The organism is Streptomyces tendae, assembly GCF_014650435.1.
GTDB lineage: Bacteria > Actinomycetota > Actinomycetes > Streptomycetales > Streptomycetaceae > Streptomyces > Streptomyces tendae.
In genome coordinates, this window is sequence record NZ_BMUY01000013.1 from 53,723 (window position 1) to 76,658 (window position 22,936).

General features: G+C 72.0%; 20 protein-coding genes. 10 read left to right on the top strand and 10 right to left on the bottom strand.

Annotation, left to right across the window (positions count from 1 at the left end; translation table 11 throughout):
* Window position 1 precedes the first annotated feature (1 nt).
* Complete coding sequence (locus tag IE258_RS30020; RefSeq protein WP_189748775.1) at window positions 2-718, bottom strand: uracil-DNA glycosylase; 717 nt, start codon at window positions 716-718, stop codon at window positions 2-4.
* A 135-nt stretch (window positions 719-853) separates the two neighbouring features.
* Between IE258_RS30020 and IE258_RS30025 the strand changes: the two genes are divergently transcribed.
* Window positions 854-1,393, top strand: a complete 540-nt coding sequence (locus IE258_RS30025; RefSeq protein WP_189748778.1) for an RNA-binding S4 domain-containing protein — start codon at window positions 854-856, stop codon at window positions 1,391-1,393.
* A 16-nt stretch (window positions 1,394-1,409) separates the two neighbouring features.
* Here IE258_RS30025 and IE258_RS30030 read toward each other — a convergent pair whose 3' ends face one another.
* Window positions 1,410-1,856, bottom strand: a complete 447-nt coding sequence (locus IE258_RS30030) for a DoxX family protein (RefSeq protein ID WP_189748781.1) — start codon at window positions 1,854-1,856, stop codon at window positions 1,410-1,412.
* Between the two features lie 65 nt (window positions 1,857-1,921).
* Entirely contained in the window at window positions 1,922-2,605 is a 684-nt protein-coding gene (locus tag IE258_RS30035; protein ID WP_189748783.1) for a class I SAM-dependent methyltransferase, read from the bottom strand.
* A 182-nt stretch (window positions 2,606-2,787) separates the two neighbouring features.
* On the opposite strand from IE258_RS30035, the gene IE258_RS30040 reads away from it, so the two are divergent.
* Entirely contained in the window at window positions 2,788-3,045 is a 258-nt protein-coding gene (locus IE258_RS30040) for a DUF6343 family protein (protein ID WP_159326598.1), read from the top strand.
* A gap of 3 nt (window positions 3,046-3,048) precedes the next feature.
* On the opposite strand, the gene IE258_RS30045 is transcribed toward IE258_RS30040, so the two are convergent.
* From IE258_RS30045 to rpsA, 4 genes are all read right to left on the bottom strand, one after another.
* On the bottom strand, window positions 3,049-3,438 hold the full coding sequence (locus IE258_RS30045; protein WP_159326599.1) for a tetratricopeptide repeat protein: 390 nt from the start codon (window positions 3,436-3,438) through the stop codon (window positions 3,049-3,051).
* 49 nt (window positions 3,439-3,487) lie between these two features.
* Complete coding sequence (gene coaE / locus IE258_RS30050; RefSeq protein WP_189748786.1) at window positions 3,488-4,090, bottom strand: dephospho-CoA kinase; 603 nt, start codon at window positions 4,088-4,090, stop codon at window positions 3,488-3,490.
* Between the two features lie 32 nt (window positions 4,091-4,122).
* Window positions 4,123-5,061, bottom strand: a complete 939-nt coding sequence (locus tag IE258_RS30055) for a PAC2 family protein (RefSeq protein ID WP_159326601.1) — start codon at window positions 5,059-5,061, stop codon at window positions 4,123-4,125.
* A 159-nt stretch (window positions 5,062-5,220) separates the two neighbouring features.
* A complete protein-coding gene (rpsA, locus tag IE258_RS30060) occupies window positions 5,221-6,729 on the bottom strand; it encodes a 30S ribosomal protein S1 (protein ID WP_127894270.1) in 1,509 nt (502 codons plus the stop codon).
* A 526-nt stretch (window positions 6,730-7,255) separates the two neighbouring features.
* On the opposite strand from rpsA, the gene IE258_RS30065 reads away from it, so the two are divergent.
* Window positions 7,256-7,918, top strand: coding sequence for a class I SAM-dependent methyltransferase (locus IE258_RS30065; RefSeq protein WP_159326602.1), 663 nt, complete (start codon window positions 7,256-7,258; stop codon window positions 7,916-7,918).
* A gap of 66 nt (window positions 7,919-7,984) precedes the next feature.
* Entirely contained in the window at window positions 7,985-10,570 is a 2,586-nt protein-coding gene (hrpB, locus tag IE258_RS30070; protein WP_189748789.1) for an ATP-dependent helicase HrpB, read from the top strand.
* A gap of 45 nt (window positions 10,571-10,615) precedes the next feature.
* Here the strand turns inward: hrpB and IE258_RS30075 are convergent, their stop codons facing one another.
* The 3 genes from IE258_RS30075 to polA all read right to left on the bottom strand — a co-directional run bounded on the left by IE258_RS30075 (window position 10,616) and on the right by polA (window position 16,083).
* On the bottom strand, window positions 10,616-12,394 hold the full coding sequence (locus tag IE258_RS30075) for a lytic transglycosylase domain-containing protein (RefSeq protein ID WP_189748792.1): 1,779 nt from the start codon (window positions 12,392-12,394) through the stop codon (window positions 10,616-10,618).
* A 303-nt stretch (window positions 12,395-12,697) separates the two neighbouring features.
* Window positions 12,698-13,069: a hypothetical protein gene (locus tag IE258_RS30080; protein ID WP_189748795.1), complete on the bottom strand. Its 372-nt coding sequence runs from the start codon at window positions 13,067-13,069 to the stop codon at window positions 12,698-12,700.
* 290 nt (window positions 13,070-13,359) lie between these two features.
* The gene (polA, locus tag IE258_RS30085; RefSeq protein ID WP_189748798.1) at window positions 13,360-16,083 is read right to left on the bottom strand and encodes a DNA polymerase I; all 2,724 of its coding nucleotides are present in this window, start codon (window positions 16,081-16,083) and stop codon (window positions 13,360-13,362) included.
* A 232-nt stretch (window positions 16,084-16,315) separates the two neighbouring features.
* On the opposite strand from polA, the gene IE258_RS30090 reads away from it, so the two are divergent.
* The 6 genes from IE258_RS30090 (at window position 16,316) to IE258_RS30115 (ending at window position 22,931) form a co-directional block, all read left to right on the top strand.
* Entirely contained in the window at window positions 16,316-18,595 is a 2,280-nt protein-coding gene (locus IE258_RS30090; protein WP_189748801.1) for an FdhF/YdeP family oxidoreductase, read from the top strand.
* A 96-nt stretch (window positions 18,596-18,691) separates the two neighbouring features.
* Window positions 18,692-19,180, top strand: a complete 489-nt coding sequence (locus IE258_RS30095) for a PaaI family thioesterase (RefSeq protein ID WP_189748805.1) — start codon at window positions 18,692-18,694, stop codon at window positions 19,178-19,180.
* A gap of 144 nt (window positions 19,181-19,324) precedes the next feature.
* Window positions 19,325-19,771: a hypothetical protein gene (locus tag IE258_RS30100; protein WP_189748808.1), complete on the top strand. Its 447-nt coding sequence runs from the start codon at window positions 19,325-19,327 to the stop codon at window positions 19,769-19,771.
* Complete coding sequence (locus IE258_RS30105; protein WP_189748810.1) at window positions 19,768-20,361, top strand: Tat pathway signal sequence domain protein; 594 nt, start codon at window positions 19,768-19,770, stop codon at window positions 20,359-20,361. The genes IE258_RS30100 and IE258_RS30105 overlap by 4 nt, the downstream gene beginning before the upstream one ends.
* A 287-nt stretch (window positions 20,362-20,648) precedes the next feature.
* Window positions 20,649-21,884, top strand: a complete 1,236-nt coding sequence (locus IE258_RS30110) for a branched-chain amino acid ABC transporter substrate-binding protein (protein WP_189748813.1) — start codon at window positions 20,649-20,651, stop codon at window positions 21,882-21,884.
* Between the two features lie 114 nt (window positions 21,885-21,998).
* Window positions 21,999-22,931: a branched-chain amino acid ABC transporter permease gene (locus IE258_RS30115; protein ID WP_123623264.1), complete on the top strand. Its 933-nt coding sequence runs from the start codon at window positions 21,999-22,001 to the stop codon at window positions 22,929-22,931.
* Window positions 22,932-22,936 lie beyond the last annotated feature (5 nt).

Below are 22,936 nucleotides of genomic sequence, written 5' to 3' on the forward strand. Positions count from 1 at the left end.
TTTACCGGCCGGGCAGCCCGGCCGTGTCCGCCGCCGTGCGCAGCACCTCGCGCAGCATCTCGGGGGTGAGCCGGCCGGTGAAGGTGTTGCGCTGGCTGACGTGGAAGCAGCCGAAGAGGTGCAGACCCGGCCCGTCGTCCGGGGCGTCCAGCGTCACGTGCCCGCCGTGTGCGAAGGCCGGCCGGGGCCTGGGCACGGTCCAGCCCGCCGCCGCGAACGCGGGCAGCGCCGCCTGCCAGCCGAAGGCACCGAGGACGACCACCGCACGCAGCGTCGGCCGCAGCAGCCCCAGCTCCTGGACGAGCCAGGAACGGCAGGTGTCCCGTTCGGCGGGGGCGGGCTTGTTCTCGGGCGGGGCGCAGTGCACCGGCGAGGTGACGCGCACGCCGTACAGCTCCAGGCCGTCGTCCACGCGGACCGCGGTGGGCTGCGAGGCGAGGCCCACGTCGTACAGCGCCCGGTACAGGACGTCTCCGGAGCGGTCGCCGGTGAACATCCTGCCGGTGCGGTTGCCGCCGTGGGCCGCGGGGGCCAAGCCGACGATCAGCAGCCGGGCGTCCGGCGGACCGAAGCCGGGCACCGGCCTGCCCCAGTACGTCCAGTCGGCGAAGGCGGCCCGCTTGGTGCGGGCGACCTCCTCCCGCCACTCGACCAGCCTCGGGCAGGCCCGGCACCCTGCGATGCGCTCGTCGAGTACGGAAAGGCCGCCGGTGTCCATACGTCCACCGTAAGACCCCGGCCGGCAGGTCGGGGCCGCCCGCTCCCCCTGGTGCTCTGCGAGGTCCATGGGGTCCGTCGGCCGGTCACCGGAATTGCGGTCCTCCGTACCGGGCCGGGAGGTTAGGGTCGAACCATGGCTTCCGAGCATGACGAGGGCGGGAGCGGCCGGGCGGCCGCCCCGCAGGACGACGCCGCAGCCGCGGCCGGGGCACCGGACCCGAAGACGGCGGCGGCGATCGCCGCCGCCGAGGCGGCCGGACCGCAGAGCGGCGAGAGCGTCCGCGTGGACAGCTGGATCTGGGCCGTCCGCCTGATCAAGACCCGCTCCCTGGGCGCGACCGCCTGCCGCGGCGGCCATGTCCGGGTGAACGGAGAACGGGTCAAGCCCGCCCACTCGCTGCGCGTCGGCGACGAGGTCCGCCTGCGGCAGGAGGGCCGGGAGCGGGTCGTCGTCGTGAAGCGGCTGATCCGCAAGCGCGTCGGTGCCCCGGTCGCCGTCCAGTGCTACGTGGACAACTCCCCGCCGCCCCCGCCCCGCGAGGCCGTCGCCCCGGCCGGGATCCGCGACCGCGGCGCCGGACGCCCGACCAAGCGCGACCGCCGCGAGATGGACCGGCTGCGCGGGCTGGAGGGCCTGAGCAGCTCCCGGAGGGACGCCGGGACCAGGCCCTGAGCAGCCCGCGGCCGGCTCACGCCCGATCAGCCGCGCCGATCCGGTCGCGCACCAGCCGGCGCAGCTCCTGGTTGTGCCCGCGCCGGAGTCGGGCGACGACCAGGAGCGGCACCATCAGCACCAGCGGCGTCGCCGCGTTCGCACCGTCGAAGTAGGTGAGTTGGACGACGAACGCGCCCACCATCAGCGCGCTCAGCGCCGTCGCCGCCACCGACTGAAGCACCGGGACGACCAGGGCGACCGCTCCCGCCAGCTCCAGCACACCGATCGCGTACATGCCCACGTCGCCCCAGCCCATCTCGGCGAAGGTGTCGGCCGCCGAGGAGTGCCCGATCAGCTTGGGCAGGGCGCTCGCGAGGGCGAAGAACAGTGCGAGGAGCACCTGCACCACGCGCAGGGCGACGCGGAGGCCGCGCCCGCGGGCCGGCAGGGTGGGGGCGGTCGAAGCGGTGGTGTCGGACATGGCGGTCTCCTGGGCTGGGCGGTTCGTGCTGCTGTCGCGTTACAGACCGCTCGCCGCCCCGGAACTCATCGCCGGACCGGCACCGCCCTCACCCACGTCCCGTCGTCGGTGAGATACCGGTCCACCGCCAGTCCCGCCTCCCCCAGCGCCTCCTCGAACTGCGCCCTGGTCAGTGGGCGGGCCCGGAAGGTCTGGGTCCAGACGGCGTCCGGGAACTCGTACTCCGCGCGGACCGAGTTGACGCCGTCACCCACCGGGTCCGCCGACAGGATCCGGACGGTGAAGCCGCTGGGGTCCACCCGCTCACGCGGCAGATTCGTGTGGTAATCCGCCCCCTCTCGCTGGATCAGTACACAGCCGTCCTCCGCCACGTGCCGGACGCAGGTGCGCAGCAGCCCCCGCCGCACCCCGACGTCCCCGGTGTGTATGAGGAACGAGGCCAGCATCACCGCGTCGAAGCGCTCGTCGAGGTCGAGGTCCTCGATCGGGCTGCACAGGGTGCGTGCCCCGCGCACGTGCTCCAGCATCTCGGCGGACTCGTCCACCGCGGTGACCCTGTACCCCCGCTCCAGCAGCGGGTGGGTCATCCGCCCCACCCCGCTGCCCAACTCCAGAATCCGCGCGCCCTCGGGCACGGCGGAGGCGACGATGTCCGGCTCGGCTCCGGCGGGCAGCCGCGCATAGAGCTCGACCGCGCAGCCGTCCGGGGTGATGGCTCCGGGTCCTGTCCCCTGGTGTCCCTCTCGCATTCTCAGCTCCATGCCCGTCCAACGGCCCGTGCTCGCACAGCCGTTCCCCTTCGACGTCGGTTCACCCGACCGAGTGAATGCGGCTGGTTCCGGGAGGCGGCCGGTCCGGCGGTACGGCCCGCTTTCGCCCTCCCGCCCTGCCGCAGTACGTTCGATATCAGGAGTACAGGAGTGGTGAACGGATGCGTACGGGCAGTGAACCGGCGACCGCACGCAGTGCCCTGCGGGCGCGGTTCTGGCTGAGCCTGTGGGGGCTGGTCTGGGCGATCTTCGGCACGGCCGCCTTCGCGCTCACGGGACGGTTCGGCTGGGCGCTCGCCTGCGGAGTGCTGTGGCTCGTCGTCACGGCCGACCTGACGATGATCCTCCGGCACATCCGCCAGGGCCCGCACTACCAGCCGGGCCGCGACATCCCGCCCTACCCGCCGCCGAGACGCTGACCGTCAGGAGTCGAACCGAGCCTGCTGCAGGTACTCCGGGTTCGGGTCCAGCGCCGCCGCCAGCCGGAAGTGGCGCCTGGCCTGGTCCGGGCAGCCCCGCCGTTCATAGGTGCGGGCGAGGGCGAAGTGCGCGAAGGCGTTGTCCGGCTCGCGCTCCAGGACGATGGTGAATTCCAGCTCGGCCGGTCGCAGTTGCGCCGCGGCGAAGAAGGCACGCGCGCGCAGCAGCCGGGCGGCGGTGTTCTCGGGATGGGTGCCGATGACACCGTCGAGCAGCTTCACCGCGCCGCGCGGGTCCCGCGCCGCGAGCAGTTGCTCGGCGGCACGGAAGTCGATGACGTCCGTCTCCGGAGTACGTCCGGTCGGTCCGGTCGATCCGCTTGTCTCGGGCACGGCAGAGTCCTTCCCTCGCTGGGATGGATCAACGCACGCGCCGGATCCGCTATTCCGTGCGCGCCCTGCGCACCAGTTCGTCCCAGACCTCCTTGACGCGCCGCCGCAGCTCGTCCAGCGGTACGTCGTTGTCGACGACCACGTCCGCGATCTCCCGGCGCTGCTCGCGCGTCGCCTGGGCGGCCATGCGGGCCCGTGCGTCCTGCTCCGTCATGCCGCGCAGCCGCACCAGCCGGTCGAGCTGGGTGGCCGGGTCGGCGTCCACGACGACCACGAGGTCGTACAGCGGCGCCAGGCCGTTCTCCGTGAGCAGGGGGACGTCGTGGACGACGACGGCGTCCTCGGCGGCGGCCTCCTCCAGGGCGCGGGAGCGCTCACCGACCAGCGGGTGCACGATGCCGTTCAGGACGGCCAGCCGGTCCGGGTCGGCGAACACGATCGAGCCCAGTTTCGGCCGGTCCAGAGTGCCGTCATCGGCGAGGACGTCCTCGCCGAAGGCCGCCACGACCGCGGCGAGCCCCGGTGTCCCGGGGGCGACGACCTCGCGCGCGATCCGGTCGGCGTCGATCAGTACGGCGCCGTGCTCGACGAGGAGCCGGGACACCTCGCTCTTGCCGGCGCCGATCCCGCCGGTCAGGCCCACCTTCAGCATGAGCGGAAGCTTAGAGGGTGCCGGTCGAGCCGTCAGTTGTCGCCCTCCCGCTCCGCGAGGAACCGTTCGAACTCGCGGCCGATCTCGTCCGCGGAGGGGATCTCGACGGGTTCGGCGAGCATGTTGCCCCGGGTCTCGGCGCCGGCCGCCGCGTCGTACTGGTGCTCCAGGCCCTGGACGAGGGCGGTGAGCTCCTCGTCGCCCTCCTGGATCTGCCGGTCGATCTCCGTCTGGGTGCGGTGGGCTTCCGTGCGCAGGGAGTGCGCGATGCCCGGCAGCACCAGTCCGGTCGCCGCGGTGATCGCCTCCAGGACGGTCAGCGCCGCGTCCGGGTAGGCGGAGCGGGCGATGTAGTGCGGGACGTGCGCGGCGACGCCCAGCACGTCGTGGCCGGCCTGCGCGAGTCGGTACTCGACCAGGGCCTCCGCGCTGCCGGGAACCTGCGCCTCCTCGAAGGGGCTGCGGTGGCCCGGCACCAGGTCGGTGCGGGTGCCGTGCGGGGTGATGCCGACGGGGCGGGTGTGCGGGACGCCCATCGGGATGCCGTGGAAGCTCACCGACAGGCGGACGCCGAGCCGCTCCACGATCTGCCCCACGGCGGCGGCGAAGCGCTCCCACTCGACGTCCGGCTCGGGGCCCGACAGGAGCAGGAAGGGCGCCCCGGTGGCGTCCTGGACGAGCCGCACCTCGATGGTGGGCTCCTCGTAGTCCGCCCAGGTGTCCCGCTTGAAGGTCAGCAGCGGCCGGCGCGCGCGGTAGTCCACGAGCCGGTCGTGGTCGAAGCGGGCGACGACCTGGTGGGGCAGCGCGTCGAGCACCTGGTCGACGATCTGGTCGCCGGTCTCCCCGGCGTCGATGTATCCGTCGAAGTGGTACAGCATGACCAGTCCGGCCGACTCCTGGGCGAGTGCCATGTCGACGACGGCAAGGCCCTTCGGCTCCCAGGCGTACAAATCCTGCGGATCAAGCACAGTGACCGCTCCCCTCCTCGTGTTCACACCTCACAACGCCCTTGCGGGGTGGGGCATTCCCGGCGGGGCACACCGAAGGGGCCGCACCTCGGAAGGTGCGGCCCCTCGGTCAACCGCTGTGCTTCAACCGCCGTGTGTCAGCGGCCGGTGTGCAGAGCCTCAGCTCTGGCCGCCGGCGAGCTTCTCACGCAGCGCGGCCAGCGCCTCGTCCGACGCCAGGGCGCCGGAGTTGTCGCCACCCTCGGAGGAGTACGAGCCGCCGCCACCGCCACCGGACGCGGCCTGGGCCGCACCCGCGGTGTCGACACCCTCGGCAGCGGCCTTCTCGTCCGCCTCGCGGGACTTGATGACCTGCGCCTGGTGCTGCTCGAAGCGCTGCTGGGCCTCGGCGTACTGCGTCTCCCACGCCTCGCGCTGGGTCTCGTAGCCCTCGAGCCAGTCGTTGGTCTCGGGGTCGAAGCCCTCGGGGTAGATGTAGTTGCCCTGGTCGTCGTAGGACGCGGCCATGCCGTACAGGGTCGGGTCGAACTCGACCGTGGACGGGTCGGCACCGAAGGCCTCGTTGGCCTGCTTCAGCGAGAGGCTGATGCGGCGGCGCTCGAGGTCGATGTCGATGACCTTGACGAAGATCTCGTCGTTGACCTGGACGACCTGCTCCGGGATCTCCACGTGGCGCTCGGCCAGCTCGGAGATGTGGACCAGACCCTCGATGCCCTCGTCCACGCGGACGAACGCACCGAACGGCACCAGCTTCGTGACCTTGCCGGGCACGACCTGGCCGATCTGGTGGGTGCGGGCGAACTGCTGCCACGGGTCTTCCTGGGTCGCCTTCAGCGACAGGGAGACACGCTCGCGGTCCATGTCGACGTCGAGGACCTCGACGGTGACTTCCTGACCGACCTCGACGACCTCGGACGGGTGGTCGATGTGCTTCCAGGACAGCTCGGAGACGTGGACCAGACCGTCGACGCCACCCAGGTCCACGAAGGCACCGAAGTTGACGATCGAGGAGACGACGCCGGACCGCACCTGACCCTTCTGGAGGGTGGTGAGGAAGGTCTGGCGGACCTCGGACTGGGTCTGCTCCAGCCAGGCGCGGCGGGACAGGACCACGTTGTTGCGGTTCTTGTCCAGCTCGATGATCTTCGCCTCGAGCTCCTTGCCCACGTAGGGCTGGAGGTCGCGGACGCGGCGCATCTCGACCAGGGAGGCCGGGAGGAAGCCGCGGAGGCCGATGTCGAGGATGAGACCACCCTTGACGACCTCGATGACGGTACCGGTGACGATGCCGTCCTCTTCCTTGATCTTCTCGATGGTGCCCCAGGCACGCTCGTACTGGGCGCGCTTCTTCGAGAGGATCAGGCGGCCTTCCTTGTCCTCCTTCTGGAGGACGAGGGCCTCGATCTCGTCACCGACGGCGACGACCTCGTTGGGGTCGACGTCGTGCTTGATCGAGAGCTCGCGGCTCGGGATGACACCTTCGGTCTTGTAACCGATGTCGAGCAGGACCTCGTCCCGGTCGACCTTCACGATGACGCCGTCGACGATGTCGCCGTCGTTGAAGTACTTGATCGTCTCGTCGATCGCGGCGAGGAAGGCTTCCTCGTTACCGATGTCGTTGACCGCAACCTGCGGGGTGGTGGCGGTGGTCTCGGTGCTGCTCGTCATGTGGGAAAGGGCTCCGGTACGGACATTGAAGTCGTAGGTACTGCTTACGCCGGGAGCCCGTTTCGCTCTGCAGAAGCCGGACAGCCAAGGAAGCGTCACCGAAAATCGACTGGCGACGCCTCGAGAACCGAGGGGACATACAACAGATGCGAGCGCGACCTGCTACGTCTGAGGTGCGCAGGCCCGCAGCGCAACTTGTAGCATACGGGGGCAGCCGGGCAGGGTCAATGCGCGAAGCCGCACACCCGGGGCGGATCGTCGCATACCCGGCACAAGAGCCGCCTCCCGAGGCCACACGGACCCCTGGATGCCCCTTGCGTGACACACGGGGCGGGCGGCACGGAAGAGCCCGCAGACTAGTACGAGGGAGCCGGTCATCCAAGAGGGAGTCGAAGCATCCGAACCCGAGGCCACCCGGCGTGCCGCCGGTGTCACGGAGAGTTCCCGCGCCAACCGCGGCTGGTGGGACCGGAACGCGGACGAGTACCAGACCGAGCACGGCACCTTCCTCGGCGACGACCGCTTCGTGTGGTGCCCCGAGGGCCTGGACGAGGTGGAGGCGGAGCTGCTCGGCCCGCCGGAGGACCTGAAGGGCAAGGACGTCCTGGAGATCGGCGCCGGCGCGGCCCAGTGTTCGCGCTGGCTGACCGCCCAGGGTGCCCGTCCGGTGGCCCTGGACCTCTCCCACCGCCAGCTCCAGCACGCCCTGCGCATCGGCGTCTCGTTCCCCCTGGTGTGTGCCGACGCGTCGGTGCTGCCCTTCGCGGACGGCTCGTTCGACCTGGCGTGCTCGGCGTACGGGGCGCTGCCGTTCGTCGCCGACCCGCGGCTGGTGCTGCGGGAGGTGCGCCGGGTGCTGCGTCCCGGCGGCCGCTTCGTCTTCTCGGTGACGCACCCGCTGCGCTGGGCGTTCCCGGACGAGCCGGGCCCCGAGGGGCTGTCGGTCTCCGCCTCGTACTTCGACCGGACGCCGTACGTCGAGCAGGACGACGAGGGCCTCGCGGTGTACGTCGAGCACCACAGGACGCTCGGTGACCGGGTGCGGGACGTGGTGACGTCGGGGTTCCGGCTGGTGGACCTCGTCGAGCCGGAGTGGCCGGACTGGAACACCTCGGAGTGGGGCGGCTGGTCGCCCCTGCGCGGCCACCTGATCCCGGGGACGGCGATCTTCGTCTGCGAGCGCGACTGAGCCGTACCGGGAGGCGGGTCCACGCGCGCGTGGAGGGCGGTTTCGCGGACGTACGACACTGGGGGCGTGATCCGTTACGACGCCCTGGACGCACTGCCCGTGCGCGGTGCCCTGCCCGCGCTGCACGACGCCCTGGAGGGGCACGGCACGGCGGTGCTGGTCGCGCCGCCAGGCACCGGCAAGACGACGCTGGTGCCGCTGGCGCTGGCCGGGCTGCTGGGCGGGGAGGAGGCTCCCGCGCGGCGCGTGGTCGTGGCCGAGCCGCGCCGGATCGCCGCGCGGGCGGCGGCCCGGCGGATGGCGTGGCTGCTGGGTGAGAAGCCGGGCGCGAGTGTCGGGTACACCGTGCGCGGGGAGCGGGTCGTCGGGCGCCACACGCGCGTGGAGGTCGTCACGACCGGTGTGCTGCTGCAGCGGCTCCAGCGGGACCAGGAGCTGACGGGCGTCGACGCGGTGGTGCTGGACGAGTGCCACGAGCGGCATCTGGACGCGGACACGTCGGCGGCCTTCCTGTGGGACGTGAGGCAGGCCCTGCGGCCCGAGCTGCGGCTGGTGGCGGCGTCGGCGACGACCGACGCGGCGGGCTGGTCCCGGTTGCTGGGCGACGCGCCGGTCGTCGAGGCGCACGGCGTGTCGTACCCCGTCGAGGCCGTGTGGGCGCCACCGGTGCGGCCGGTGCGGCCACCTCACGGGATGCGGGTGGACCCGGCGCTGCTCTCCCACGTGGCCTCGGTGGTGCGGCGGGCGCTGGCCGAACGGGACGGGGACGTGTTGTGCTTCCTGCCCGGGGTCGGTGAGATCTCCCGCGTCGCCGGGCAGCTGGGGGCGCTCGCGGACGTGGACGTGCTCCAGGTGCACGGGCGGGCGCCCGCGGCCGTGCAGGACGCGGTACTGGCGCCCGGGGCGCGGCGCCGGGTGGTGCTGGCGACGTCGGTGGCCGAGTCCTCGCTGACCGTTCCGGGCGTGCGGGTGGTGGTGGACGCGGGTCTTGCGCGGGAACCGCGGGTGGACCACGCGCGGGGGCTCAGCGCGCTGACGACGGTACGGGCCTCGCGGGCGGCGGCGCGGCAGCGGGCGGGCCGGGCCGGACGCGAGGCGCCGGGAGTGGTGTACCGCTGCTGGGCGGAGGCGGAGGACGCCCGGCTGCCGGGGTTTCCCGCGCCGGAGATCAAGGTGGCCGACCTGACGGCGTTCGCGTTGCAGGCGGCCTGCTGGGGCGATCCGGACGCGTCGGGTCTGGCGCTGCTCGATCCGCCGCCGGGCGGGGCGATGGCGGCCGCCCGGTCGGTGCTGGCGGCGGTCGGCGCGGTGGACTCCACCGGCCGGGCGACGGAGCGAGGGGTACGACTGGCCCGCCTCGGCCTGCACCCCCGGCTGGGCCGAGCGCTCCTGGACGCGGCGGAGCCGGGCGCGGGGGCTTCGCCGCGTGCCGCCTCGGGCTCACCGGCGGCGGCTGCCGGCCGCGCCGGTGGCTGCGGCGGAGGTCGGGCCGAGGTGGTCGCCGAGGTGGTGGGGCTGTTGAGCGAAGAGGCGCCGCGGGAGTACGGGGACGATCTGGTGTCCGTGCTGCGGGCGGCTCGGCGGGGCGGTGACGCGTACGGGGCCCGGTGGCGGGCCGAGGTGCGACGGCTGCGGGCCGCCGTGGGGGCCGCGGACGGCGGGCCGGGACGGCAGGCCGGCGACGGTGCCCTCGCCGGCCTGGTGGCCGCCCTGGCCTTTCCCGAGCGGGTGGCCAGGAAGGACGGCGGTTCGTACCTGATGGTCTCCGGCACCCGGGCGGAACTGCCCGAGGCGTCGGCCCTGCGTGGGGCGCCTTGGATCGCCGTCGCCGTGGCCGACCGGCCCGTGGGCAGGGGGCACGCGCGCGTGCAGCTCGGTGCGGCCGTCGACGAGGAGACCGCCCGGCTCGCGGCGGGGGCGCTGCTGACGGAGCGGGACGAGGTGCACTGGGCGGACGGCGACGTGGTGGCCCGGCGGGTCGAACGGCTCGGGGCGGTGGAACTGGCGGTGCGGCCCCTCACCGACGCCGACCCCGTGCTCGTGCGGGGCGCGCTGCTGGAGGGGCTGCGGCGGGAGGGGTTCGGGCTGCTGGGCCGGTCGGCCGACGCCGAGCTGCTGCGCAAGCGGCTCGCGTTCCTGCGCCGGCACCTCGGTGAGCCCTGGCCGGACGTCACGGACGAGGCGATGCTCGCGCGCGCGGACGAGTGGCTGGAGCCCGAGCTCGGCCGGGCCCGGCGGCGGTCCGACCTGGGGCGGATCGACGCCGGGCAGGCGTTGACGCGGTTGCTGCCCTGGGCGTCCGGTGAAGCGGCACGGCTCGACGAGCTGGCCCCCGAGCGGATCCTCGTGCCCAGTGGGTCCAGGATCCGGATCGACTACGGCGACCCCGGACAGCCCGTCCTGGCCGTGAAGTTGCAGGAGATGTTCGGGCTCCAGCGGTCACCCGAGATCGCCGGGGTGCCGCTCCTCGTGCATCTGCTCTCCCCCGCCGGCCGCCCCGCCGCGGTCACCGCCGACCTGGCCTCGTTCTGGAAGGACGGCTACAAGGGCGTACGCGCGGAGCTGCGCGGCCGGTATCCGAAGCATCCGTGGCCCGAGGACCCGGCCACGGCGGAGCCGACGCGGTACACGAAGGCCCGGCTCGGCACGTGACCGGTTTCCGCCCGGCGGGGAGCGCCCCGCCGGGCGGGACGGTCCCTACGCCTCCGGTGCCGTCGAGGGCTCGGTCGACGGGTCCGGCGTCGGCTCGGCCGCCTTGGCCACCTTCAGGGTGATGTCGAGCCGGCCGCCGCCCGGCGTGGTGAGGCGGAGGACGTACGTGCCCTCGGCGTCGTCGGCGAACAGCTTCGGCAGCTCCAGCAGGCCGTTGGCGTCCGTCTGCCGACCGGTCAGCGTACGGACGGCCTTTCCGTCGGCGTCCTTGAAGTAGGGGCCCTTGTCGTTCTCGGTCGGGTCGTCCTCGGACTTGATGAGGGTCGCGGTGACGGCGACCTTGTCCGCGACGGCGCCCTTGAGCGTGGCCTTCACCTGGACCGGGTCGGCGAACTCGCCGCCCGGTGTGCACGTCAGCTCGGTCTCACCGGTGCTGGTGAGGGCGTCGGCGACGCGCTCGGTGACGGTGGCCTTGTAGTCGAGGCCCGGGACGGTACGGCCGATCACGGTGGCGCGGACGGTGAACCCTCCGGTCTGCTCACCCGCCACCAGCGCGGGCGCGACGGCCACGCCGGAGGCGTTGGTGGTGACCGCGGCGACCTTGTCCCCGCCGGTGAAGGCGGCGTCTGTGTCGCCCAGGACGGTGAAGCGGACGCGCACCTTGCCGACGGCCTTCCCTGCCTTGGTCTCGGCGCGGGCGCTGATCTTCTCGGCGAACGTGTCGCCCGCGATCGCAGTGAGCCCCGTGGTACCGGCGGCCTCCAGGTGGTGAACCGTGTCGGTGGGTGTGGGGGCCGGGGTGGGGGTCTCGGTCGGCGGCGTCGGGTCCTTGGGCGGGGTGGAGGGGCTGGTGCTCGGACCGCCGGGGTCGGTGGGCTTGCCCGACGACGGCGGCTTGCTCGGGCTCTGGGACGGGCCCGGCGTCGCGCCCGGAGTCTGCGACCCGGTGCTCGCGCCCGCGCCGCCCGGCGAGGGGTCGGCGCCGGCGGCCGTGTCGTCGCTGCGGCCGACCGGGAGGCTGCCGGTGCCGTCCGGGATCTCGTGGGTGCCCTTGCGGTAGTGCTCCAGCCACGACAGGACCGTGTTCAGGTAGTCCTGCGAGTTGTTGTAGCTGAGGATCGCGCGATTGAGGTCGGCCTGGTCGGACAGGTCCCAGTCGAAGCGGCACAGGTAGTGGCCGGCGGCGAGCGCGGCGTCGTAGACGTTGTTGGGGTCTTCCTTGCCGTCGCCGTTGCCGTCGCGGCCCGCCCACGCCCAGGTGGACGGGATGAACTGCATGGGGCCCACGGCGTTGTCGTAGCTGCTGTTGCCGTCGTAGACGCCGTTGTCGGTGTCCTTGATGAGCGCGAAGCCGTTGCCGTCGAGCTGCGGGCCGATGATCCTGCCGATCGTGGTGCCGTTGGCGTCGACGCGGCCGCCGCGAGCCTGGCCGGACTCCACCTTGCCGATGGCGGCGAGCAGTTGCCACGGCAGGTTGCAGCCGGGCTTGGCCCGGCGCAGCTCCGACTCGGCCTTCTTGTAGGCGTCGAGGACGGTGGCCGGGATGCCGGCCTCGGACGAGCCCCGGGAGGAGGGGGTGCCCGTGGTCGGGGAGGGGTTGGGACTGTTGAGCGGCGGCAGGTCGGTGTAGTAGGGCGAGTTGCCCGTGGCGCTCTCCTCGGGAGGCGTGTCGGACGTCGGCATGTTGTCGGCGGTGGTCTGTCTGCCGTTGCCGTCGGCCGTCACGTCGGGGGCCTGGGACGCGGACAGGGCCGCGACCGCGACCGCCGCCACGGTGGTGGTGACCGCCGCCTTGCGGAGCCTCCTGTCGAAATGCGCCGCCATAGAGTGAACCCCTCCCGTGGACGCCCGCGCGTCCGTCCCGTCCGTCTTCTGCTGTCGTACGCGTCCGTCGTACCGGCTGTGTCCGCCCTGTTGTGACGATCGACAGGCGCAGACGGTTGCACCTCGATCCTCCGGGCACCGTGCGCGTCTGTTCGACCCGTACCGTGCCGCAGGCGACCCTACGACAACTTCCTTTGCGCGGGCACCCGTTCCTGCCCGATATTCACCACTTGGCCATATGAGGAGTTCTGTTGCCGTTCGCCCCCCCCGGTCACGCGGCCGCCTTGCCGTCCGGGGCCGTGGTCAGTACCGCGTCGGGCCGCCCGGTCGGGCGCCGAGTGAGTCGGCGGTCGCGACGAACACGGTGAAGGTCTGGGCAGGTCGGGGGCGCGGCAGCAGGGTGAGGGCCAGCGCGAGGTAGCCGCGGGCCAGGTCGGCCCAAAGCCGCCAGGCGGGTGTCTCGTGCGGGGCGGCGGCGGTCGCGCGGGCCCGGCGGGCGAGTGGGCGGCGGAGGTCCGACGCGGTGCGGCGCAGGACCGTCGTGAGGGTGGCGGGGGTGCGGCCGGTACTTGCGCCCGGTGCGAAGACCGGGACCGGGAGGAGTGGCACGCGGGCGGGTCCGTCGGTGCGTGCCCGTGCCGGTGTCGTCCGGTGGTGGAGCATGCGTATACCCATGCCCGCATCCTCACGGGAGACGGGGGGCGGGGCGTTTCCTCGGGGGCCACCGGAGTGACGGAAGCGGTGGGCGAGTGGCCCCGGGGCCGCCCACCAGCGCCGGAAGAGTGACCCGGCGTTGGGGGCGGGGTGCGCAGCCCGGCGCCGACGGGCTGGCCGGCGTTGAGGGCGGGGCGGGGTGGGGTGTACGCAGCCCGGCGTTGCGGGGTGCCTCCCCCACCGCCCACCCGTGCCGCCCAGCGGCACGACTGCCCGCAGCGGCGCGGCGCGACTGCCCGCAGCGGCGGAGGCTAGTGTGCTGCCGATTCCCAGTCCTGGCCCGCGCCTACCGAGACGCCCAGGGGGACGCTGAGCTGCACCGCGTTGGCCATTTCGCGGCGGACCAGCTCCTCCGCCGCGGCACGCTCGCCCGGGGCGATCTCCAGGACGATTTCGTCGTGGACCTGGAGGAGCATGCGGGACGCGAGGCCGGCCTCGCGCAGCGCCTTGTCCACGTTGAGCATGGCGATCTTGACGATGTCGGCCGCCGTGCCCTGGATCGGCGCGTTCAGGGCCATCCTCTCGGCCGCCTCGCGGCGCTGGCGGTTGTCGCTGTTGAGGTCGGGGAGGTAGCGGCGGCGGCCGAAGAGGGTCGCCGTGTAACCCGTGGCCCGTGCCTCGTCGACGACCCGGCGCAGATAGTCCCGCACGCCGCCGAAACGCTCGAAGTAGGCGTCCATCAGGCCGCGGGCCTCGGCCGCCTCGATGTTCAGCTGCTGGGAGAGCCCGAAGGCGGACAGTCCGTACGCCAGGCCGTAGGACATGGCCTTGATCTTGCGGCGCATCTCCGCGTCCACGGCGGACTGCTCGACGGAGAAGACCTGGGCGGCCGCGGTGGTGTGCAGGTCCTCGCCGGACGTGAACGCCTCGGTCAGGCCCGCGTCCTCGGAGAGGTGGGCCATCACCCGCAGCTCGATCTGGCTGTAGTCGGCCGTCATCAGGGACTCGAAGCCCTCGCCGACCACGAAGCCGCGGCGGATCGCCCGGCCCTCGTCGGTGCGGACCGGGATGTTCTGCAGGTTCGGGTCGGTGGAGGAGAGGCGGCCGGTCGCGGCGACCGTCTGGTTGAACGTGGTGTGGATGCGGCCGTCCGCGGCGATCGTCTTGATCAGGCCCTCCACCGTGACGCGCAGCTTGGCCTGCTCCCGGTGGCGGAGCATGATCACCGGCAGCTCGTTGTCCGTCTGGGCCGCGAGCCAGGCCAGGGCGTCGGCGTCGGTGGTGTAGCCGGTCTTGGTCTTCTTGGTCTTCGGCAGGTTCAGCTCGCCGAAGAGGACCTCCTGGAGCTGCTTGGGCGAACCCAGGTTGAACTCGCGTCCGGCCGCCGCGTGGGCCTCCTTGACCGCCTGCTGGACGGCACCCGCGAACATCTGCTCCATGGCCTGGAGGTGCTCCCGGTCGGCCGCGATGCCGTGCCGCTCCATGCGGGCGAGCAGCGCGGACGTGGGCAGCTCCATGTCGCGCAGCAGGTCGGCGGCGCCCACGTCGGCCAGGCGGCTCTCGAAGGTCTCGCCCAGGTCGAGGATGGCGCGGGCCTGCACCATCAGCACCTCGGCCTCGGCACCCTCGTCCGCGCCGAAGGCGAGCTGTCCGTCGGCCGCGGCGGCGGGGGCCAACTCGCGGTGCAGGTACTCCAGGGACAGCGCGTCCAGGTCGAAGGAGCGGCGGCCGGGCTTGACCAGGTAGGCGGCAAGCGCGGTGTCCATGCCCACGCCGGCGACGCTCCAGCCGTGCTCGGCGAAGACGCGCATCGCGCCCTTGGCGTTGTGGAAGACCTTGGGCCGGTCCGGGTCGGAGAGCCAGGAGCGGAACGCCGTCTCGTCGGCCTCGTCGATCTCCGTCGGGTCGAACCAGGCGGCCTTCCCGTCGGACGCGGCGAGCGCGACCTCGGTCACCGAGCCGGTGCCCAGAGCCCAGGTGTCGACGGTGGCCACGCCGAGCGGCTGCGCGCCGTGCTCGGTGAGCCAGCCGGCCAGCTCGCCCGTGCCCAGCACGGTGCCGTCCAGCTCGACGCCGTCCGCGACCACCGGGGTGGCCTCGGCCTCCTCGGCGCCCGGGTCGACGGCGTAGAGCCGCTCGCGCAGCGAGGGGTTGCGGATCTCCAGGGTGTCCAGGATCACCGCGACGCCCTTGCGGTCGTAGGCCGTCCGCTCCAGGTCGGTGACGGTCCTCGGCAGCTCGACGCGCCGCTCCAGCTCGGTGAGCCGACGGTTGAGCTTCACGTTCTCCAGGTGGTCGCGCAGGTTCTGCCCGGCCTTGCCCTTGACCTCGTCGACACGCTCGACCAGCTCCGCGAACGACCCGAACTGGTTGATCCACTTCGCGGCCGTCTTCTCGCCGACGCCCGGGATGCCCGGCAGGTTGTCGGAGGGGTCGCCGCGCAGCGCCGCGAAGTCGGGGTACTGGGCGGGGGTCAGCCCGTACTTCTCGAAGACCTTCTCCGGGGTGAAGCGGGTCAGCTCGGAGACGCCCTTGGTGGGATACAGGACCGTGGTGTGCTCGCTGACGAGCTGGAAGGAGTCCCGGTCGCCGGTGACGATCAGGACGTCAAAGCCCTCGGCCTCGGCCTGGGTGGCGAGGGTGGCGATGACGTCGTCCGCCTCGAAGCCCTCGACGGCGAACCGGGGTACGTGCATGGAGTCGAGCAGCTCGCCGATCAGCTCCACCTGCCCCTTGAACTCGTCCGGGGTCTTGGAGCGGTTCGCCTTGTACTCGGTGAACTCCTCGGACCGCCAGGTCTTGCGGGAGACGTCGAACGCCACCGCGAAGTGCGTGGGCGCCTCGTCACGCAGGGTGTTGGCCAGCATCGACGCGAAGCCGTAGATCGCGTTGGTCGGCTGGCCGGTCGCGGTCGTGAAGTTCTCCGCGGGCAGCGCGAAGAACGCGCGGTACGCCAGCGAGTGCCCGTCCATGAGCATCAGCCGCGGTCGGGCGCCGGAGGTGCTGTCGGTCTTCTTCGATGCTGTCTTCGCCACGACACCGATCCTGCCACGTGGCACTGACAGTCGGTGCCGGGTGCGTCTGTGGCACGGGTGCAGTTCTACGGTGCGGGTGCGTCGTGGCTGGTCGCGCCCACGCGGCGGAGCCGCACGTCGAGCACGGCCCCGCGCCCCTTCAGGGCGCCGATCGTGCCCGGCATCTCAAGCTGCCGTCGGCGCGTGCGAGGATCGGAGACGTACTTCACACGTGTACGCGAAGGAGCGCGCGATGGCGACCAAGCCTCCCAAGGGTGATCCGGTTCAGGACGCGCCGCAGGTCTCGGGACCCCAGCACGCGGCCGCGGGCATCCCGGCGATCGGCCACACCCTGCGGGTCGCCCAGCGGCAGATGGGTGTGAAGCGGACGGCGCTGACGCTCCTGCGTGTCAATCAGAAGGACGGCTTCGACTGCCCGGGCTGCGCCTGGCCGGAGGGGGACCACCGGCACAAGGCGGAGTTCTGCGAGAACGGCGCGAAGGCCGTGGCCGAGGAGGCCACCCTGCGCCGCGTCACCCCGGAGTTCTTCGCGGCGCACTCAGTCGCCGACCTCGCGACCCGCAGCGGCTACTGGCTGGGCCAGCAGGGCCGGCTGACGCACCCGGTGTACCTGCCGGAGGGCGGTGAGCACTACGAGCCGGTCACCTGGGAGCGCGCCTTCGACATCGTCGCGGAGGAGATCGCCGCGCTGGACTCGCCCGACGAGGCCGTCTTCTACACCTCGGGGCGCACCAGCAACGAGGCGGCGTTCCTCTACCAGCTCTTCGCACGCGAGCTGGGCACCAACAACCTGCCGGACTGCTCCAACATGTGCCACGAGTCGTCCGGCTCGGCGCTGTCCGAGACCATCGGCGTCGGCAAGGGCAGCGTCCTGCTGGAGGACCTGTACAAGTCGGACCTGATCATCGTGGCCGGCCAGAACCCGGGCACCAACCACCCGCGGATGCTCTCGGCCCTGGAGAAGGCGAAGGCGAACGGCGCGCGGATCATCAGCGTCAATCCGCTGCCCGAGGCCGGTCTGGAGCGCTTCAAGAACCCGCAGACCCCCAAGGGGCTCACCGCGGGCGCCTCCCTGACCGACCTGTTCCTCCAGATCCGCCTCGGCGGCGACCAGGCGCTGTTCCGGCTCCTCAACAAGCTGATCCTGGAGACGGAGGGCGCGGTCGACGAGGCATTCGTCGAGGAACACACGCACGGCTACGAGGAGTTCGCGACCGCCGCCCACGCCGCCGACTGGGACGACACGCTCGCGGCGACGGGTCTCACGCGCGCGGAGATCGAGGAAGCGCTGCGCATGGTGCTCGCCTCGGAGCGCACCATCGTGTGCTGGGCGATGGGCCTGACCCAGCACAAGCACTCGGTGCCCACGATCCGCGAGGTCGTGAACTTCCTGCTGCTGCGCGGCAACATCGGCCGCCCCGGCGCGGGCGTCTGCCCGGTGCGCGGCCACTCCAACGTGCAGGGCGACCGCACGATGGGCATCTTCGAGCGGCCCGCGCCCGCCTTCCTGGACGCCCTGGAGAAGGAGTTCGGCTTCGCCCCGCCGCGCGAGCACGGCTACGACGTCGTACGGGCGATCCGCGCGCTGCGCGACGGCGAGGCGAAGGTCTTCTTCGCCATGGGCGGCAACTTCGTCTCCGCCTCCCCCGACACGGAGGTCACCGAGGCGGCGATGCGCCGCGCCCGGCTCACCGTGCACGTGTCGACGAAGCTGAACCGCTCGCACGCGGTCACGGGCGCGCGAGCGCTGATCCTGCCGACGCTGGGCCGCACGGAGCGTGACCTCCAGGGCGGCGGTGAGCAGTTCGTGACCGTCGAGGACTCCATGGGCATGGTACACGCCTCGCGCGGGCGGCTGGAGCCCGCGAGCGGTCAGCTGCTGTCCGAGCCCGCGATCGTGTGCCGCCTGGCGCGCCGGGTGCTGGGCGAGGAGAGCCGCACGCCGTGGGAGGAGTTCGAGAAGGACTACGCGACGATCCGCGACCGCATCGGGCGTGTCGTGCCGGGCTTCGAGGACTTCAACGCGCGCGTGGCGCACCCCGGGGGCTTCGCGCTGCCGCACGCCCCGCGCGACGAGCGGCGCTTCCCGACGGCCACCGGGAAGGCCAACTTCACCGCCGCGCCGGTGGAGTTCCCCGAGCTGCCCGAGGGGCGGCTGCTGCTGCAGACGCTGCGCTCGCACGACCAGTACAACACCACGATCTACGGCCTGGACGACCGTTACCGGGGGATCAGGAACGGCCGCCGTGTCGTCCTGGTCAACCCGGAGGACGCCCGGAGGCTGGACGTCGCGGACGGCTCGTACGTCGACCTGGTGAGCGAGTGGCGGGACGGTGTGGAGCGGCGTGCGCCCGGCTTCCGCGTCGTGCACTACCCGACGGCCCGGGGCTGCGCGGCGGCGTACTACCCCGAGACCAATGTCCTGGTGCCGCTGGACGCCACCGCGGACACCAGCAACACCCCGGCCAGCAAGTCCGTGGTCGTCCGTCTGGAACAATCGGCGACCGACTGAGCGTTTGCTCAGCCAAGCGAAGCGGCCGGCCGGTCGGCCCCAGCAACCGGCCGGCGGCCACCGACCACAGACGGATGGACGAAACGGAGCCGGCCCATGGGCGAGCAGCAGCAGGTGCAGTTCCCGCAGGAGGTCATCGACGAGTACGCCGCGCTCGGGGTGGACCTGCCCGCGCTGTTCTCCGCCGGGCACCTGGGAACGCGCATGGGCGTCCAGATCGTCGAGGCGTCCGCGGACCGGGTCGTCGGCACGATGCCGGTGGAGGGCAACACCCAGCCGTACGGACTGCTGCACGGCGGCGCCTCGGCCGTGCTGGCCGAGACGCTCGGGTCGGTCGGCTCGATGCTGCACGGCGGTTCCTCCAAGATCGCCGTCGGTGTCGACCTGAACTGCACCCATCACCGCGGGGTCCGTTCCGGCCTGGTCACCGGGGTGGCCACGCCGGTGCACCGGGGCCGGTCGACGGCGACGTACGAGGTCGTGATCAGCGACGAGCAGGACCGCCGGGTGTGCACCGCCCGGCTGACCTGCCTGCTGCGCGACCTGAACCCCGGCGACGGGGCCCCGACGGCCGCGACGGGCTGAGCACCCGCGCCGAGCTCCCCGCGGCGCCTGCCGGGGACTACCGGTGCCTGCCGGGGGCCTGCCGGTCCCGCCCGCGGCACCCGTGACACCGGCATTGCCTACACCGGCATTGCCCGCGGTCGTCCCGCGTCCTAGCGTCAGGGCATGGGACGGGGAGGGACGCTCCGGCGGGGACGGGCACTGCGGCGGGGCCGTGCGGCGCTGGCGCTGATGACGGCGGTCGTGGTCGTCGGCTGCGGCAACTCCGGTGACGGAGCGGGCGGTTCCCCCGGGGCCGGACACGGCGCCTCGACGTCGGCCGCGTCGCCCGCGTCTCCCCGCCCCTTGTCCGGCGCGGAGTTGTGCGTGAGCGCCGTCGGGTACTGGGCGCGCGAGATGCTGGACGGCGGGGAGCCCTACGGCGACTATCAGTCGATGGGGCTGTCCAACCGGCAGTACGACATCCTGCGCGAGGTCGTGGACGAGGCGCGGGCCGCGAAGCGGAAGCAAGGCGCCCGGGCCGCCGGGGAGTTGATCGACCGCCGGGTGCGGCAGGCGTGCGCCGACGGGTACCGCGACGGCGGTCCGAGCCGCGGCCCGTGGCAGTCATGACCGGCATCGGACCGGTCGAGCCGGGCGAGGACACCCGGGTCCGGGACACGCCGCCCCGGCCGCGCGGACGCCTCGCCCTGCGCTACGACCGCCACCGCCGGACCGTCCTCGCCTCCGGCGCCGTCCTCGTCGTACTGGCGGGCGGCGGCTACCTGTACGCGAGCCGTTCCCAGCCGCAGCCGGCTCCCCCGCCGCCCTACCCGTCCCAGGCGGTCGACCTCGTCTACGTGGCCCCCGCGACCGGCTCACGGGGGGCCACGGCCGGCGCCTACAGCTTCACAGTGCTGCTGAGCGTGCGGTCGGGACCGCCCGTCACGGTGACGCGGCTGACCCAGCCCTACGACGGCCTGTCGGTGACCTCCTCGCCGGCGGCACCTTTCCAGACAAAATCGCATTCCGCCCGCAAGATCATTGTCACCCTGCGGGTGACGGAATGTGAAAAAGCGCCCCGGAATCCCGGACTCCCTTTCCTGGATGTAACACTGCGTAATGCGCGCGCAATAGAAGCCCACAGTTTCATCCTGGGGGCGCGCTATGCACAGGACCTCTCCCGGGCCCTCGAGGTCGCCTGCGGCAACGATTCGCGGTAATCACCAAAACGCCCCAGACGCCTGAACCCGAGGCGTTCGTCCTGCGGGTTCTCACCATGCGGACAGGGCGAATCGGCCTGAATTCAGCCCTTCTTCCCACCGAGTACCGCTCTGCAATACCCGGTGTCATAACAAGAGAGTCACAGCCTCAGTCAGACCCTCCTCCACCTTCCCCACACACGCTTAGAGTCACGGCCAGTCACCGCGCCGTCGGATTGTCATTTCGGCCCCGCGCTCGACTCGACCGCCTCCACGGGGAAGCGGCCGTGCCAGGGAAAGGACTGATCGTGCGTCAACGTTCGCTCATCGCCATCACCGCCGCTCTGGCGGCGGGAGCGCTCACCCTCACCGCCTGCGGCTCGCGCGACGACGACGGCGGATCCGACTCCGGCAACGGCGGCGGTGGCACCACCGTCGTCATCGGCGTCGACGCCCCGCTGACCGGCGACCTGTCCGCGCTCGGCCTCGGCATCAAGAACTCGGCGGACCTCGCGGCCAAGACGGCCAACAAGGAGAAGACCGTCGACGGCATCACCTTCAAGGTCGAGGCACTCGACGACCAGGGCCAGCCGTCCGTCGGCCAGCAGAACGCCAGTAGCTTCGTCGCCAACAAGGACGTCCTCGGCGTCGTCGGCCCGCTGAACTCGTCGGTCGGCGAGTCCATGCAGAAGGTCTTCGACACCGCCAAGCTGGTCGAGGTCTCCCCGGCCAACACCGGCCCGTCCCTGACCCAGGGCCCGGACTGGCGGAACAAGAAGGTCCGCCAGTACAAGTCGTACTTCCGCACCGCGACCACGGACGCCATCCAGGGCCCGTTCGCCGCGCAGTACGTCTACAACGACGCCAAGAAGAAGAAGGTCTTCGTCATCGACGACAAGAAGACCTACGGCGCGGGCCTCGCCGCCACCTTCACCGAGGAGTTCAAGAAGCTCGGCGGCCAGGTGGTCGGCACCGAGCACATCAACCCGGACACCAAGGACTTCTCCTCGGTCGCCACCAAGGTGAAGAACTCCGGCGCCGACGTCGTCTACTACGGCGGTGAATACCCGCAGGCCGGCCCGCTGAGCAAGCAGATCAAGGAGGCCGGCGCCAAGATCCCGCTGGTCGGCGGCGACGGCATCAAGGACGACACCTTCATCAAGCTGGCCGGCCCCGCCAGCACCGGCGACCTCGCCACCTCAGTCGGCGCGCCCGTCGAGGAACTCCCGTCGGCCAAGAAGTTCGTGGCCGACTACAAGGCGGGCGGTTACAAGGAGGACTACGCGGCCTACGGCGGCTACTCCTACGACTCCGCCTGGGCGATCATCGAGGCCGTCAAGAAGGTCGTCGGGGACAACGACGGGAAGCTTCCCGACGACGCCCGCGCCAAGGTCACCGAGGCCATGCAGAACGTCTCCTTCGACGGTGTGACCGGCAAGGTCTCCTTCGACGAGTTCGGTGACGCGACCAACAAGCAGCTCACCGTCTACTCCGTCGAGAACGGGGCCTTCAACGACGTCAAGTCCGGTACCTACACCGGCTGACCGACCGCACCACTGCCCACGAGCCGCGCGGGGCGCTGTTCCACTGGCGCCCCGCGCGGACTCGCATCCGGCCTCATCATCCGTCGAACGTCCGAATGTCTCGGAGGACATGCGGTGAACGAACTGCCGCAGCAGCTGGTCAACGGCCTGCTACTGGGATCCATGTACGGGCTCGTCGCCATCGGCTACACAATGGTCTACGGCATCGTCCAGCTCATCAACTTCGCCCACGGCGAGATCTTCATGACCGGCGCCTTCGGCGCACTCACGGTCTACATGTACATCCTGCCCGACGGCACCTCCATGCTGATCGCCCTGCCCCTGATGCTCATCGGCGCGGTGATCGTCTCCACCACCGTCGCCGTCGGGGCGGAACGGTTCGCCTACCGTCCCCTGCGCGGCGCACCCCGGCTCGCGCCGCTCATCACCGCGATCGGCCTCTCCCTCGCCCTGCAGCAGGCGGTGTGGGCCTGGTACCCGGACGCGAAGTCCGCGCGGCCCTTCCCGCAGATCGACGGCGGGCCCTTCCACATCGGCGACGTCACCATCCAGACCGGCGACATCTTCCTGCTGATCGCGGCACCGGTCAGCATGGCGCTGCTCGGCTACTTCGTGATGCGCACCCGCACCGGGCGCGGTATGCAGGCCACCGCCCAGGACCCGGACACCGCCAAGCTGATGGGCGTCAACACGGACCGCATCATCGTGGTCGCCTTCGCGCTCGGCGCCGTCTTCGCCGCCGTCGGAGGCGTCGCCTACGGCCTCAAGTACGGCCAGATCGAGTTCAAGATGGGCTTCATCCTCGGTCTCAAGGCCTTCACCGCGGCGGTCCTCGGCGGCATCGGCAACATCTACGGCGCCATGATCGGCGGTGTCGTCCTCGGCGTCGCCGAGACCCTGGCCACCGCCTACATCGCCGACATCCCCGGCCTGGACAAGTTCGGCAGCCAGTCCTGGGCGGACGTCTGGGCCTTCATCCTCCTCATCCTCGTGCTGTTGTTCAGGCCGCAGGGCCTGCTCGGCGAACGCGTTGCGGACAGGGCGTGACACCG

Coding starts and splice junctions, on each gene's coding strand:
- IE258_RS30020 (WP_189748775.1), bottom strand. CDS start 718: ATGGACACCGGCGGCCTTTCCGTACTCGACGAGCGCATCGCAGGGTGC.
- IE258_RS30025 (WP_189748778.1), top strand. CDS start 854: ATGGCTTCCGAGCATGACGAGGGCGGGAGCGGCCGGGCGGCCGCCCCG.
- IE258_RS30030 (WP_189748781.1), bottom strand. CDS start 1,856: ATGTCCGACACCACCGCTTCGACCGCCCCCACCCTGCCGGCCCGCGGG.
- IE258_RS30035 (WP_189748783.1), bottom strand. CDS start 2,605: ATGCGAGAGGGACACCAGGGGACAGGACCCGGAGCCATCACCCCGGAC.
- IE258_RS30040 (WP_159326598.1), top strand. CDS start 2,788: ATGCGTACGGGCAGTGAACCGGCGACCGCACGCAGTGCCCTGCGGGCG.
- coaE (WP_189748786.1), bottom strand. CDS start 4,090: ATGCTGAAGGTGGGCCTGACCGGCGGGATCGGCGCCGGCAAGAGCGAG.
- rpsA (WP_127894270.1), bottom strand. CDS start 6,729: ATGACGAGCAGCACCGAGACCACCGCCACCACCCCGCAGGTTGCGGTC.
- IE258_RS30075 (WP_189748792.1), bottom strand. CDS start 12,394: ATGGCGGCGCATTTCGACAGGAGGCTCCGCAAGGCGGCGGTCACCACC.
- IE258_RS30080 (WP_189748795.1), bottom strand. CDS start 13,069: ATGGGTATACGCATGCTCCACCACCGGACGACACCGGCACGGGCACGC.
- IE258_RS30090 (WP_189748801.1), top strand. CDS start 16,316: ATGGCGACCAAGCCTCCCAAGGGTGATCCGGTTCAGGACGCGCCGCAG.
- IE258_RS30095 (WP_189748805.1), top strand. CDS start 18,692: ATGGGCGAGCAGCAGCAGGTGCAGTTCCCGCAGGAGGTCATCGACGAG.
- IE258_RS30100 (WP_189748808.1), top strand. CDS start 19,325: ATGGGACGGGGAGGGACGCTCCGGCGGGGACGGGCACTGCGGCGGGGC.
- IE258_RS30105 (WP_189748810.1), top strand. CDS start 19,768: ATGACCGGCATCGGACCGGTCGAGCCGGGCGAGGACACCCGGGTCCGG.